General features: G+C 45.3%; 11 protein-coding genes. 1 reads left to right on the top strand and 10 read right to left on the bottom strand.

Features of this window, described 5'->3' with window-relative positions:
* Positions 1–141: 141 nt before the first annotated feature.
* Together AC58UU_RS23845 and AC58UU_RS23840 are read right to left on the bottom strand one after the other, a co-directional pair.
* Positions 142–1,713: an S-layer homology domain-containing protein gene (locus AC58UU_RS23845; RefSeq protein ID WP_497319403.1), complete on the bottom strand. Its 1,572-nt coding sequence runs from the start codon at positions 1,711–1,713 to the stop codon at positions 142–144.
* A gap of 95 nt (positions 1,714–1,808) precedes the next feature.
* Positions 1,809–3,311 carry a DUF4153 domain-containing protein gene (locus tag AC58UU_RS23840; RefSeq protein ID WP_497319401.1) on the bottom strand — a complete coding sequence of 501 codons (1,503 nt, stop codon included), beginning with the start codon at positions 3,309–3,311 and terminating at the stop codon, positions 1,809–1,811.
* Between the two features lie 143 nt (positions 3,312–3,454).
* Here AC58UU_RS23840 and AC58UU_RS23835 point away from each other — a divergent pair, with 143 nt between their 5' ends.
* Positions 3,455–5,254 carry an ABC transporter substrate-binding protein gene (locus AC58UU_RS23835; protein WP_497319400.1) on the top strand — a complete coding sequence of 600 codons (1,800 nt, stop codon included), beginning with the start codon at positions 3,455–3,457 and terminating at the stop codon, positions 5,252–5,254.
* A gap of 18 nt (positions 5,255–5,272) precedes the next feature.
* Here the strand turns inward: AC58UU_RS23835 and AC58UU_RS23830 are convergent, their stop codons facing one another.
* From AC58UU_RS23830 to AC58UU_RS23795, 8 genes are all read right to left on the bottom strand, one after another.
* Positions 5,273–7,219: an ATP-dependent DNA helicase gene (locus AC58UU_RS23830; RefSeq protein ID WP_497319399.1), complete on the bottom strand. Its 1,947-nt coding sequence runs from the start codon at positions 7,217–7,219 to the stop codon at positions 5,273–5,275.
* A gap of 146 nt (positions 7,220–7,365) precedes the next feature.
* On the bottom strand, positions 7,366–8,244 hold the full coding sequence (locus AC58UU_RS23825; protein ID WP_029194982.1) for a radical SAM/SPASM domain-containing protein: 879 nt from the start codon (positions 8,242–8,244) through the stop codon (positions 7,366–7,368).
* Positions 8,245–8,327: 83 nt separating this feature from the next.
* A complete protein-coding gene (locus tag AC58UU_RS23820) occupies positions 8,328–9,125 on the bottom strand; it encodes a lipid II flippase Amj family protein (protein WP_497319398.1) in 798 nt (265 codons plus the stop codon).
* Positions 9,122–9,556 (bottom strand): SRPBCC domain-containing protein, encoded by a 435-nt coding sequence (locus tag AC58UU_RS23815; protein ID WP_497319396.1) that lies wholly within the window; start codon positions 9,554–9,556, stop codon positions 9,122–9,124. Before AC58UU_RS23815 ends, AC58UU_RS23820 begins: the two co-directional genes overlap by 4 nt.
* 37 nt (positions 9,557–9,593) lie before the next feature.
* Positions 9,594–10,121 (bottom strand): DinB family protein, encoded by a 528-nt coding sequence (locus AC58UU_RS23810; protein WP_497319395.1) that lies wholly within the window; start codon positions 10,119–10,121, stop codon positions 9,594–9,596.
* 452 nt (positions 10,122–10,573) lie between these two features.
* Positions 10,574–11,248 (bottom strand): ribose-5-phosphate isomerase RpiA, encoded by a 675-nt coding sequence (rpiA, locus tag AC58UU_RS23805; protein ID WP_497319394.1) that lies wholly within the window; start codon positions 11,246–11,248, stop codon positions 10,574–10,576.
* Between the two features lie 173 nt (positions 11,249–11,421).
* The gene (locus AC58UU_RS23800) at positions 11,422–13,353 is read right to left on the bottom strand and encodes an ABC transporter ATP-binding protein (RefSeq protein WP_497319393.1); all 1,932 of its coding nucleotides are present in this window, start codon (positions 13,351–13,353) and stop codon (positions 11,422–11,424) included.
* Entirely contained in the window at positions 13,350–15,113 is a 1,764-nt protein-coding gene (locus AC58UU_RS23795; RefSeq protein WP_497319392.1) for an ABC transporter ATP-binding protein, read from the bottom strand. The genes AC58UU_RS23800 and AC58UU_RS23795 overlap by 4 nt, the downstream gene beginning before the upstream one ends.
* Positions 15,114–15,157 lie beyond the last annotated feature (44 nt).

Genomic DNA, 15,157 nt, shown 5'->3' with positions numbered 1-15,157 from the left:
GTGTACCAAACGCACGTTCTCATGTATAGTAGTTTACACAATAAAAATTGTTGTAAAACATATAACTTGAAAGCTTCGCCTAACAAAAAAACTGCCCCCTCTCTGTCGCCAAAGAGTAAGCAGTCAATAAAATGGCCCTAATTAGTTTACATCCACACTCACTGTAGCATGAGAAGCCTCGCTATAAATAATAATCTTATGAGTGCTGTCGTTCATTGGCTTGGCAGTCAGTCTAACTTCAAAGCGGGCGTTCCCATTTTCATCAAATAAATCAGTTGTTCCTAGCGAAGTGCCCGCCTTTACAATCTCAAGATTTGGATTTTCAGGCGATACAACTGGCGTCAAGCTCTTTGAAGTGACCTCATTTTGATCAAACTGTTTTTTGATAATCGGGTTCCCATACTGGTCAAACAAATTCAATGAAATGGATGCTTTATCGCCCACATCAATCAATCTTGTTTTCATATTCGAATAGGTTATTTTGTTCGGTTCAATGAAACTGAGTACAGGTGCGTTGCCTACTTTGAAGCTTCGAGCTGCAGTAAGTTTGCTATTATTCACATAAACGGTTACTGGTAAATAATCATTCATTTGGGACGTATTCGCATCTTTGACGTTAGCAATAATAACGAGGTTGCCCCTCTCATCCTTTTTAAAATCTGCTGGAGCAGAACCAGCTACGATGGCCGTGAAACCTGACGTTCCAAGGGATGCCGTCTCTCCGTACTGATTCAAGGCTTTCACTCTAATCATTGCAGCGGAGCTGTTCGCAATGGTTTCTTCTGGATTGACGAAGTTGATTTCGGTCACCTGCTCCGCTTGTGCTCTGAAATAGACTTCATTTCTTGATACAGTTGATGCGTCTAACCCAGAAATAGCAGCTGTATACTCTCCTTCACTGATCGGTGAAGATGTGAGTAAAGTAGCCCATTTGCCATCATCAGACCAAGTCACAGTTACCGGAACATTCAATGTTCCTTTACTTAATGTAAGGTTAGCTTTTGTCTTGTCTACCGTTTGATTAAACCATACTTTCACTTTGCTTGCTCCAATAGCCTGTGCGCTAACTAACGCGATTTTACCTGGTATAAATTGTTGTTTTGCTTCATAAGCGCCTGTTACCAGGAGTTCACGGGTAGCAGGCATTTGACCTTCGAAAGCACCTATTGTTTCTGGGAGAAGCTTCAAGTTCAATGCAAGAGCTACGTACCCTTTGGCCCAATTAGAGACGGATCCATCTGTTAGTGTCTTATTACCTGCCTCTGCATCCTTCCCTAAAATTCGAATCAAGAAAGTAGCTAACTCCTCCTTCGTCACTTGTCCAGCTGGGTTGTAAGCACCATCGCTAACGCCATTTGTAATTCCAGCTGTTTTCAAAGCTTCAATATACGGTAATGCGTAGCCATTAGCTTGATTATATGTACTTACATCTGTAAAAGAGGAAACTCTTAAACTTGCATTAATCGGAAGATTCAAGATCATCGCCGCAACTTTTGCGAACTGTGCCCGGTTCATTTGACTCTTTAATCCGAAAGTCGTTTCGGTCATCCCATCAAAGATACCCGCGCTAATCATCGCATCGAATTTGACTTTAGTAGCGGCGTCCAGTTGGTTCAAATCTGAGAAGTCAGCTGACGTTTTGCCAAATGCAACAGATGAGAACACGGATAAAGCCATTGCGGATGTTAGTACGAAAGATAGTTGTTTTTTCATAACGTTTCATCCTCCTAAGTCTGGGTTTTGTGTTGATAGGAATTTATACCCAGCTACTTTGAGATCGAAACGAAATGTTTTGAAATATTTTACAATTACCGTCTTGCTTGATACTTGGATAGATTCCAGGAAGGCCATGAATAGTCTCCGGAATCAGCTTTAACGCGATCTATGGTTGCTTGTATCGACACCAACTCAGGGTGTTTGGCTTGCAGTTCCTTGAGTGGCGGGACCACGTCGGTTGAGAGTCTTCCCAGATACTCAAGGTCGATGATTCCCGTTCTTTCGTACCGCTCCATGTTGTTGATTACGATTCGTTGTTCAATATTCATATAATTCATCACCAGATAGGCCAGTATTGCCGTTGTGATAACAGCTTTTGACAAGGACATCCGCTCCATCCAGATTCGGAAAAAAGCAATGATAAACAGAACACCTAAGAAAATCATGAAACCATGAACAAGTAATCTCGTTTGCGTGAAACCATAAGCCTCTTCATACAACGAAAGCCTTCCATAAGCGGAAATGAGCATCACGATCGTGCATCCGACGAGCATCGTCAGCAGCCCTTTTCGAATGGTTTCACCAACGTGACTACTGCGGCGGATCCAGTGCAAACCTGGAAAAAGCAGCGAGATATTGATGACTGCGACCGCAACAAGCTCAGCAAACCCTCTTCGCGCGTACTCCGCATAGAACACACCATTCGGTAAAAACCCATTCGCAGCCCCGAATAAATAGGAGAATTGGATGATAGCGAACAGCACATAGACAATATTGACACACACGAGCAGAGTTCCGGCTGTTATTGGATCAATCCGAATCTTTTTGCTTACTGCGGCAGATTCTTCACTAAACTCTTGAGGCGTTTGGCTGACTTCGATGACTTTTGGAAAAAGAATTCCCCATAAATAGCAGAACGTGTATAGGGTTATTGCAATCCCCAAGCCGGTTCGTACAATCCCCTCAGCAATAGATATTCCGTTGAACCATTGCGGGATTCCGGCCATCCAAGATTGAAAAACTCGATCCGCAGAAGCTAACAACCCAATAACGATGAACAAAATGGGGGCTGCCAACAAAAGGCCTGCACCAACTTTCCCCATTTTCCCCCAAACGGACTCCTTTTCGGTCTTTCTACTCGGCAGCCAAGCTTTGATCATCCCAAAAGGTACAGGCAAGTAAGCAAGCGGCCTACCAAAGCAATGTCTCAGCAGATCCTGCAGGAATGTGGCGTGATACCATGCATGCTTACTATTGCGTGATAAGACAATCGTCTGCATCGCAATGCATATGGGTAAGGCAAGCAAATTAAGCGTATGAAACAGATTGTTTGCAAACAATGTATAAGTCATAGCAATTAATACAACTGGAGCTAGAAGGAACCAACCCGCTTTATTTTGTCCTTCCCACGGCTCAAAGCCGCCTAATCTTCCTTTTATAGCGTAAAAGTAAAGGCTGTAAAAGCCAGCCACACTAATGAGAACAGAGATGCCGGCGGCATGGTCAATAAACATGTATTGAACCATGAAACCAAATAAACATGCGTACATAAGCATTAAACCGTATTTTCTTTGCCATGGAGCAGGATCTCTCATTGGACTTTTTCTCCTTTGTTTTACAAATGGTAAGGCAGCAAAAGCATTTGTTATTTCCTGCCCTTTATTGTAACCTGTAAAACAAGAACAAAAAGTGTAAGTTTAATTTTCATAATTTCATATTTTATTCCGGAGGTTAAAGGGTGAAAATACGCAAGCATTATTTAACACTTCGACGCTCATTCCCCCAGGTTCATGAAGAACATCCACTCGAAATAACGCTAGAGGAGCTAGCGTTACATTTGGACTGTACGCACCGCAATATGGTGCTGCTTCTCAAGCGAATGCAGCAGGAGCAGTGGCTCACTTGGCTGCCAAAGAAAGGCCGCGGCAATCGCTCGACTCTTATTTTCCATGCGCGCAAAGAAGATATGCTTCTGGAAGAAGCTAAGGAATTGGTCGCGAAACAGGATTTGCATTCTGCACTTGAACTGCTGCAAGCAGCTGAGCATGCTTCTTCCCTACGGGAACAATTCCAAGTTTGGTTGTCAGGGCAATTCGGCTTTCGGTCTGAAGTGCAAGGCCAGCGGCGAACGGATATTTTGCGCTTCCCACTTACGCAAACGATTCACGCCTTAGACCCTGCAGCCATCCATTATGCCGGGGAATCCCATCTGGTGAATCAGCTATTTGATGGACTCGTTCGGATGGATGCCAAAGGAGATCAGATCCTACCGCATCTTGCACACGCGTGGGATGTAGATGCTTCTCGCACCTTATGGACCTTCTATCTTCGGAAAGGTGTACAGTTTCATCATGGCCATGAGATGCTTGCGAGCGATGTGAAATATTCACTTGAACGGCTTGGGCGCTTAGCGCCGCGTGGTCTGTATAGCTGGGCTTATGCGGGCATCTTTGACATTACAACACCAAATGAAACAACGGTTTGCATTCAACTGTCTGAACGCAATGAATTATTCCTTGGATTCTTAACTACCAATCGCGCTTCTATCGTACCAGCTGATGTCTGCGAAGCAGCCGGCGGACTGATGGATAAATCGCCCATTGGCACAGGACCTTTCCGATTATCTGGGCATGAACAAGGGATATGGATCTTGGAGGCATTCCCTGCTTATTTTCAGGGACGTGGGTTCTTGGATCGGGTCGAAGTATGGACATTGCCGGAGAATGAACAGACGGAATTATCAGCTCAAAGACAGCCTTTCCAAGTCATGCACAATGTGCGAATTTCAGACATGGAAGCGCAGCGTTGGCAGCAAGTACGGCAATCTGGCATGACGACGAAATTCATGACGGTGAATGAATTGAAAGATGGACCGTTAAAGAATCCAATGATTCGCGAGGCACTTAACTTAGCATTGGATCAACCCTATTTGCTGGAACAGCTCTCGGGCGATGTCATTGAAGCGGCAAGCAGCTTCTTCTTGCACTCACATCAAGCTAAGGATCGTTCCAATCATGCAATTAGCACGACGGGACAGCCAATTGAAATCGAACAGCTGCTAACAGCTGCCGGCTACCAGGGTGACGTGCTTAAGCTTGCGACCATCCCGCAATATGAGCAGGATGCGCTCCTCTTGCAAAAAATGTACGCAATGTCCGGAATCACTCTGGAAATCCTGCTCATTCCCGCTGAGGAATTCAAGGGCGAGCTGCGTATGACGGCAGATCTGCTGCTGTTTGCCGTCATGCTAGACGAGCATCGTGAGCTGCGGCTCTACGACATGTACAAGAGCATGCGGCAGCATGCTGCGTCTGATGTGCAGAGCATGCTCGATGACAGCTTACGACAGTTGCGTTCCGAGTCCGACCCGAAACGCAGAATGGCGCTGCTCGAGCAGTTGGAATCCCAGCTCAAGCAGCGCCACAGCCTGCTATTTCTATATCGAAAACATCTCAAAACCGCTTACCATCCATCGATTCGCGGGATCTCCCTCGACTCTCTGGGATGGGTGCGATTTCGCGACATTTGGTTCACCTAGAACCAACCTTGAAGTAAATTACTCGCTCTTCAGTGTTACACCAGCGGGTAATATGCGAATAATGTGATCCCGAAGCACCACGTTATCGTGCAGTTCATCATTGAAGATGGCAATAATTCCACTATCTTCGCGAGTACGAATCAAGCGCCCAATCCCTTGTCTTAGCCTTAACAGCATGTAAGGAATATCTACCTCTTCGTACGGCGAGGTTGATGCTTGACGCTTCGCATTGAATACGGGATCTTGTGGAGGAAACGGCAGCGACCAGACAATGACATTGGACAACGAAGGACCCGGTATATCGAGTCCTTCCCATAAGGTGACAGCAGACAACACGCTGTGCTCATCCCCCTGGAAAGAGGCAATCAAATGGCTGATTTCTTGATCCCCCTCAAACAAGAACGTCAGTTCTGAAGTATCCGAACGACCTTTGATTTCTCGTTTAAACCGCTGCAGCTCTTCGTGAGTTGGGAACAGAATAAGCGCTCTTCCTTCTGTTCTTTTTAGCAACTGAACCGCGGATATCATCTTTTCTTGAAACGTACCGCCAGACTCCCATTTGGGTGCGATAACTTCCATCCGCTCTGCATAATCAAAAGGAGAATCTACAGAGAAGGATAGATACTGGTCGAGGCCCAAACTATTAGCTACATAATTAAATTTCCCCTCAACAGACAGCGTAGCCGATGAGAAAACGATTGGCATTTTGGAAGAAAACACGTGCTCTTTCAGCACTTCTTTCACGGTTCTTGGCATAATTACTAGGCTGAGACCTGTAATGCTTTCCGTGGCCCAACAAATGAAGGTTTGATCATTTCGGAACAAAGCCAGCGCTTTCTGCATCATTTCCAAATGTTCTTCCACGATCTTAAGCTGATAGTCGTTTAATGTGAACATTTCACCTTCAAAGACAAGCTCCTCTTCAATCTCCGATAAAATATCACTTAACCGGTGGATCTCTCGCAGCAATCGGTCATTGATGACAATCTGCTTACGATCCGATCCAACAATCGGTTGACAGCAGCTTTCAAGCACTTCGAACATGAGCTCGCTTTGCTCAATGGCCTGATCAATACAAACGGCTAACGTCTCGCGTACTTCCCCTTTTAACAAACGAATCACTAATTCCTCGAACACCATATGTTTCAGCTTGTACGTTAATGCTTTCTGTGCAGCCGATTCCATCAGATGTCCTTCATCGAAAACAACCGTACAATGATCCGGCAGCAAAGGAAGCTGGCCTTCACGTTTTCTTCCGTCGTAGGTCCACACATGTTCCATGTAGAAATCATGCGAGCAGATAATCAGATCCGCTGAACGTCGATACGCTTCACGCGATAACGTTTGGCCGCAGCGATGTCGCTTATCACAGACGAAACAATCCTGATAGGCATCCCAGCTCACCTTGTGCCACTGTTCATCATTCAGGTGTGGGTAGTTTTTACGGTCCCCATAAGCATGAAAGGTTTGCAGCGCTTCACGTGTATGAACAAAGTCAGGAAGACCTTCATGCAGTTCTCTATATAAGCCGATATCCTCATGTCCGAATCGTGCCTCATCAAGCTTGACGAGACATACGTATTGGTCAGGTGATTTGGCAAGCCGTGCATCAATCACGAGATCCAAGTGACGCGATATTTTATCAATATCACCACCTGGCTTGACCAATTGTTCAATCAAAGATTCATCCGCACAAGCGATGATAGCAGGTTTCTTCATGAAACGCGAGTAGCATATCGCATACAATAAATAGACAAGCGTTTTCCCCGTACCTACCCCTGCTTCCGCAAAAATGGTCGATTTCTCAGCAAAAGCTCGTTCTAACTGGAACGCCATATAAATCTGTTCGTCACGCACCTCAAAGCCCGCATCAGGCAAAACTTCATAAAATATATCCGCAATCCAGTCAGAAACCTGCTGCATGAATGGCTGTGCGTGATCATATGCAAATGGATAACGTCCCACGTAATGTGCCCCCAACAAATAGAATTGAATCAAACTTATATTATCCCACGAAAGCTACGTAAAAGCAAAAGATCGCTAGAAAAAGAAACAAAAGAAAAAAGCCCAATCCCCAGCACACACGTTGCCAAGAATGAGCTCAACCTATTCTACATGCTAAATCGTTCGCGATATCCGCACTTTCGGCATAATTCCTCGACAACTTCACGTCTGGAAAAGCCCTCGAACAATCGGTTTGCCCGTTCACCCTCTACGATTTCGGAGAAAGGCGTTTGGTTGATATTGCCCAGATTAATGACCCCTTCCCCATCTAGACAACAAGGAATCACAGTGCCATCCACAAGAATACCTGCTTGATTCCTCAGTGCGTGACAGAAGCCCGGCCCTTCAATTTCTTCCGCCTTCAAATCCGGCCATTGGAACTCATGATCCTGATTCAGATAGACGCGATCGGCCAGTTTAACACCAGTGCCGCGAACGAATTTCTCATCGATTTTGTAATCAAGTTCGAACTCCTTCTCGAGCAATTCCAGCACTTCACGGTTTCGCTGCCGTTCTTGATTCGTCTGATTGTCCGTATCTAGATTCCATAAACGGAACGAGATAATCACATTGGACTTGGCAACGATTTCCTTAGCAAATCGCAGGATACTCGTGACATATCCTTCTTTATCCTCAGATCCTTCGTGGCCATCAAAGCTGTGCAAAGAGAAATTCATCTGCCGCAGCGCCGGTTTATCCAGTAGCTTGTGTCTATTTTTGTTAATCAGCGTACCGTTGGTTGTGATATTGACCTTGAAGCCTTTCTCATGGCTCAAATCCAGCAGTTCGTCAATCTTCGGATGCAGCAAAGGTTCCCCTTTGACATGCAAATAAATGTGATCCGTATGCGGCTTAATTTGATCTAATATATTGGTAAATGTATCGATTTTGATAAAATTAGCTTGGCGCTTCGTCTGTGGGCAGAAGGTGCAGGCCAAGTTACAAACACTTGTAATTTCGATATAAAATTTCTTAAACTTCTTCATTCTGTGGCTCCGTTTCTAGCTGCGCTCCTATGATATTTGCTATTATACCAAGCAAGCCCCATGAAGGAAAGGAAATCGAACAATTAGAAAAACCATTTGACCATCCATCCAATAAAATGAGCAGATGGAATAAGGAAAACTTGCGCTAGCAGCGTTCCCAGAAATCGAGATGTCATTAGCAGCGCATAGATCTTACCAAGCTGTCTACGTTGCGATTCGTCATGCAGTGCTTTGTCCGTGATAAGACCTAACTGCGGATCTATGAATATGGTAAGCAAAATAGTAGCAATACCGTTAATAAGTCCAGATGCTTGCGACGCTGTCGTTGCAAATTCAGGTAATAAATGCGCGGCATATAAGGAAGAAAGTACACCAACCGAATAGAAAGCTGTCACCATAATATTAATCAACAGGAATCGCTTTGGAATCCCCAAATAACGGAATTGGCTCAGCAGCTTGACGTTTGGCTTCTTCAAATATTTTTTCGTGTTCTTCAACTGCGTCACCGTTACACTCGTAATGAGTTTCGGAATCGATCCTGCAATTTCCAACCGGGAAATGACTCGAACGCTGAGATTGATAAATGAGGGGAATAAAGCAATTGCAATCAATGTCCCAATCGATGAGGCGAATAAACTGATTCGCAGGTATCGTTCCAAATCGAAAGTCGGTTCGATCTTAGCAAAATCAACGAAGTGCGCAGTCATTGGCGCCTGAATTAAATTCGCTGTGCGCGATACAAGGACGACAATGCCGACTAAAGAGAGTGCCACCGCCAGCTTGTTTACTTGCACCCCAGCGTACCGAATGGAGTATGACAACGTTTCCGCTGTGTGGATTATCATCGTCAGAATGAAAACCAGTATGAGCGTGTTCGTCATCGTATGGACTTTTTCTCAGAAAGGGCTAGTAGTCCGCTGATAGCCTCTTCCCAATGTACTTTCATCTCTTCTCTTTGCTCTGCGCTATCCAGCTTCTCTTGATGGAAGCTAATCGTTGTTTTACCCGGACTAGCGGCAGGCAGTAGACGAATTTGAAGTGTTGACGTATTGGGAAAGTCTGCAGGCTGCCAAGTCAATCGAAGCTGCTCCAATGGCTTCACCACACGAAATTCCCCCGTCGTTCCTTCTTGCGTCACAAACTTATGACCTTTAACAATCTCAACCGAGTCTGCATCACCTAACCAAAGCTTTCTCCCTCGTGTTGAAGTCAGCAGCTCCCAAGTTTCCTCTTGGAAAATGGGAAGTGTACGTCTAACACCAATTTGAAAACCTACCGAAGCGGTCAGACCAACTGGTTTGTTGGTATTCATCTCTTCTTTCCTCCTATCTGGGTAAAATTCACCGCTTTTATACCGGAAGTCGTTTTCTCATCAAACGAATCTGTCCCCGATGATTAATCTCATCCTCAAACACGTGGTACCACATGAAATAATGGTTAGCTGGCTGGTTTTGCCAGAATGGATACTCCTCATATAACCAATCATCTGTCTTCGTCTTGAAAACATCATACGTTTTGCTGCGCACCTCGCTCAAGATGTTGAGATAATAATCGAGGTTATTTCCCTTAATTTGGGCTCTTCCTTGATCCCCAAGCTCGAGGGCTGATCCCCAGATTTTGATTTCATCCTCGTTCAAGTCACGATGCTCAAATGTCTCTAGCTGATAAGCAACCTCGACAGCAGCGAAGTGCAGCAGCAAAGAACCGATCGAGTTGCTTGTCGCGTCGATTGTGTAGTCTAATTGCTCGGTTGTGAGTCCTTCCACACTTCTCAGCGTCGTACTTCTCGCGTAGTTCATCATCGACATCAGTCTGCTAATTTGAGGTGTATAGCCTGGAATGTCTGTGATAAGTAGAAGATTTGGTGTATCGTGCATATGTACTTTCGCTCCTTGTTTAATCGTTAGAATTATCTTATTTAGATTCGTTCTTTTGGTAGATTTTCCCTGCTTATACTTTAAACGCCTCTCTCAAACTTTCCTTAAATCATCCCACTAGCCAAAATTCAAAAGTATCTGCCACTGCAACAACAACAAATACAAATACAACAACCTCTGCCAGTTTCCAAGTACTAAGCACTAAGTTCCCTGCCCCTAGCCCCCGTTTGACTATTCGAACAATATTTGCTGTAAAACATGCAGTAAAATTCACGTGAGCTACTCTTCTCTCATGAATTACCTGCATTTCCTACATCAAATTCACCCTAAATGCACCGTTTGAGCCTTTTGAGGCGAAATTAACTGCACTTTTTGCAGGCAATCCCCTCCAAATGGCGTTCAACGCCTGATTTTGATGCACAAAATGCATGTTGTGTGATTTCTGGGCTCACTCATGTTTGGTCGATAATCTTTACTTTTCCATCGTTGTATCCAACGATTAATGAACTTACCATGCTAGTAAATAATCCATTATCAACAACACCTGGAATTAAGTTAATTTGTTTATTTAGCTCTATTGGCTCTACTATTTTTTCAAAGTTACAATCTACAATTATGTTTCCATTATCCGTAATATACTCCTTGTCATTACTCATTCGTATCCTTGTGTTACATCCTAGTTCCTTTAGTTTGTTTATTGTTAAATTTACAGCAAAGGGTACGATTTCGACCGGTAATGGAAATTGGCCTAAATGTTCTACTCGTTTTGATTCATCTACAATTACAAAAAATCTCTTACTATTAATTGCTAGTATCTTCTCTCTGACTAATGCGCCGCCTCCGCCCTTGATTAAGTTTAAATGAGTATCAACCTCATCAGCACCATCGATCGAAATATCTATGAATTCTATTTCAGAAAATGGAACAATAGGAATTCCTAATTTATTTGCCAATTCTTCCGAATCTCTAGAGCTCGCCACGGCGCGGATACGAAGCCCTTCCTGTATTCTTTGAGCAATTCTTTGGATTGCCCAGTAAGCCGTAGATCCTGTACCTAGTCCAACTACCATGCCATCTTCAATAAATTCAACAGCTTTCTCAGCCGCTAGCTTTTTGGGGTTAAACATTTTCTTTTCTCACTCCCTGAATTTAGGTTATTCCTTACCTTATTTTGCCCTCATCATTTCTTAATTACAATCTTTGTCCATCGGAAAAGGAGTTCATATATTTTCGTCAAACCCCCACAAATTTCCTTTATAAAATAATAAAGAAGCCCAATCTCTCAGGCTTCTCTACTTATTCATGATGAATGCCGCTCATCGCCATACCACAGTTCCCTGAACGTCGTACTCTGCCGCAGCAGCTCCTCCGAATTTCCTTCAGCCTCAATACGGCCGTCCTTCATTACAATGATGTGGTCCGCTCGTGTAAGCGCCGTTTTGCGGTGGGATACAACCAAACAGGTCGCGTCACTTCGACGCTCGAACATCCGCTCCCACAGCTTCTGTTCCGTCTCAACATCGAGCGCGCTCGACAGGTCGTCGAAGACGTACAGCTCGGCGTCGCGCACGAGCATGCGCGCTGCAGCCGTCCGCTGCGCTTGCCCGCCGGAGAGCTTCACCCCACGCGGGCCGATGACGGTGTCCAGCCCGCCAGGCAGCTGCGCGACGTCGAACTCCATCACCGCCGCGTGTAAAGCCTGCTGCAAGCTATCGCCTTGCTCCGCTTGCCCAAGCAAAATATTGTTGCGCAGCGTATCGCTGTATAGCCGCGGCACCTGCGCGGTATAAGCGCTCCGCGGCGGTGTAAAGAATGTGCCCGGGTCTTCGACGGGCACACCATTCCACGCAATCGTTCCCTTTCCCTTGGGCAGCAGCCCAAGGAGCGAGCGAACAAGCGTGGTCTTGCCCGAACCAATCGTTCCCGTAATAACGGTGAACGATCCTCTTTTCAAGCTGAAGTGAATGTCCGAGATCCCTCTGCCTGTATCAGAGTAAGCGTAGCTCAGTCCATTCACATCAAGCCGCTGCAGCGAGGCTGCAATCCCGGTTTCTTGATTGAATTTTTCCTCTAACTTTGCTCCAACCGCGTATTCACGCTCTAAGCCTTTCTCTTTCGCCTCATCCGCACCCTCAAGCTTAAGTCCATCCACCTTCTTTACCCCAATCAGACTCCCATTCTCCCTCCCTTTCTGAGCCAAAGAGATAGTGGACACAGTAGCCTCCGCCACTTTATTCTCCACCTTCAAATGCAGTGAATTAACCATCGTAAGAACCTTAGCCGATGCCCCCTGCAAAAGAAACGTCAATCTCTCCAGCGACACACTCATCTGCTTAAAATACGTAATAAATTTACCCACATTCGTAATAAACTGCGTAACAAAAGTTAAATAGTACACGAACAAAGCGAAATCTCCGACGGTAAACGTCCCAGCTCTCATTTTTGTTCCCGCGAGCAATAGAATGAGTCCCGTTCCCAGATTAACCGAGTTTGAGAACACTGAATCCAGCAGTTCACCCATGAGCCGATCCTTCAGCATCGCTTTCCTACGATCGTCACCGAAGCTGCTGAACCGAGCGATCACTCGTTTCTCCGCACCGGCGACTTGAATCGCCTGCACATTGCCGAACATTTCGCTTATCTCTCCTGTTACCTTAGACGTCGCTTCGCGACTAGCTGCTCTATACTTCTGTAAGCGAACCGTAGCCAACTGCGCGGCAGTAATGACGAGTACGATGGGCATAAATACAAGCAGTGTCATTTGAGTATCAATCCGAATCAGGATATAGCCCGATACGAGGGCAAAGCAAGTCATCCCGAACACATCGACCGACCAGCTTACTGCTTCTTCTGATTGATCGACATCATCTCGGAAATGACTGATCGCTTCCCCCGGAGAAACGGGAATGGCCTGTGCCCCCGGCTGTTTTAATACATGCTCGAGCAAGTTTCGTCTAAGCAGCATCCCCATCCGAAAGCGAAAGTTAACATCCGTAATAAAACCAATTACTATCAGCATAATGCGCCCTAAGGCTGCAGCCATTAACAAGGCGATCAGTCCCCATACACCATAACCCAGCGCCGCCGTACCTGTCAGAGAATCAAAAAACTCTTTCGTTATAAGTCCAGGCGCAATCGGCGCCAAATAGATTACTGTCCAAGCAATGGCGTTAACCAGATACCGTATTGGCCGGTACATAATAAGCCGCCATAAATATTGATATGTATTCATGCCAACACCTCCTCTAAGCCTGTGGCAAGTAACTGGCTGAAACGAGAGTTCGGATCTGCGGCTAGATGTTCTCTTTTTCCCGATTCCAACACGCGCCCATTATCCAGAATAAGAATGTGATCTGCTCGTTGAACGGTTGTAAGACGATGAGCAATCATGATACAAGACCGCTCAGTCAATAGCTTGGAAACCGCTTTTTCCATTCGCTGCTCTGTCAGCGGGTCAAGTCTTGAAGAAGCTTCGTCCATGATCACAAGTCCGGGGTTCGTTAAGAAAACCCGTGCGAAGGCTAGCAGCTGTGCTTCTCCTGCAGACAGGCTGCCTCCTCCGGAGGCTAAACCTGTATTTAGCCCATCAGGCATGGCTTCGTACCACGCTCCAAGTCCAAGCTCCTTGATTACTTCAATAATTTGTTCGTCCGTGATCGAATCGTCGTAGAAGGTTAGATTATCTCGAATGGTCCCTTGCATAATTTCAATATTTTGCGTCACAAGAGCTACACGTTTACGTAGATCAACTAACTTACAACTCCGGATATCAGTACCACCAAGCGCGATACTTCCACTTTGAGGATCGTAAAAGCGGAGCAGCAATCTTGCCATCGTTGACTTTCCGCTCCCCGTACGGCCAAGGAGTCCCAGGACTTCACCAGGTTTCAGAGTCAGATTTAACCCCTCAATCGTAGGCTGATCCCCATCATAACTAAACGTGACATCACGGAATTCAACACTAAGCGGTCCTTCCGGTAATGGAGCTCCCGTCCCATCCTTAATTTCAGATTGGATAGCGAACAGCTCTCGAATACGTGAGATGCTAGCGTCTGCCTTTTGCAAATCTTCCATTTGCGTACGAATCTTTTCAATCGGCTTGGCTAATAATTCCGTATAGAAGAAAATCAAATACACAGTACCTAGAGAGATATGCTGGGTGTGCCACAGATAAGCACTAATACCAAACGCCATGGCGTTGCCAAGCGCAAAAACGAAAATAGACATGTTCCACATCGCACAGAAACCGAGAAAGGCTTTTACCCGAAGCGGCAGCATTTTTCTAAGCATAATATAGAAGCGATTCATAACGAACCCAACTGCACCATTGGCGCGAATATCTTCTGTTCCTTCCAAATGCTCACCAATAAAACCATAAAACTCTGCGTTCGCCTGCCGCCATCCCGCCCAAACTGGAACAGCAAATTTACGAATCCACTGAATCATAAAGACCGCAAAAATGACGAAAAAGGCCATCCCCGCGCCAATCAACCAATTTTCCCGAAGCAACAAAATAATGATGCCAGCCATCAACAGCAGATTACCAAATAAATGAATGATCATGCTCGAGAAGAAATTAGCCAGTGCATTCACATCCCCATCTACACGCTCGATGAGCGAGCCTGATGTATGTGATTTATGAAATGACATATCCAGTGATAAACAATGAGCGGCAAGATCCACCCGTAGCTTATTCGTAGTTTTCCACCCTACATTTTCACTAAAATAGGTAGCAATGACAGAGACCAGCTGCTGAACAAGCGCAAAGCCAATAAACATAATCGCGGCTGTAATCAGTGGCTGCATAGCCCCTTGCGTTTGAGCGGTATCGATAAAATAGCGAATAATTTGCGGGTTGATGAGCTGAAGACCAATAGATGCGAATAAGAGCATCGTCAATACAATGAGCGTCCCCTTTTGGGGGAACAAATATCGGCTAAGCAGCTCCGTATATTGCCTCATCGTATTATGTTTTTTTTGTTTATGCTTCATAAGGAAGCGTCCTCCACTAATAATTAATGACATTAATATTTAAT

It is taken from the genome of Paenibacillus sp. JT22N1 (assembly GCF_059692155.1).
Note: the sequence above shows the minus strand (reverse complement) of the source record. Positions and strands in the feature narration are given on the sequence as shown.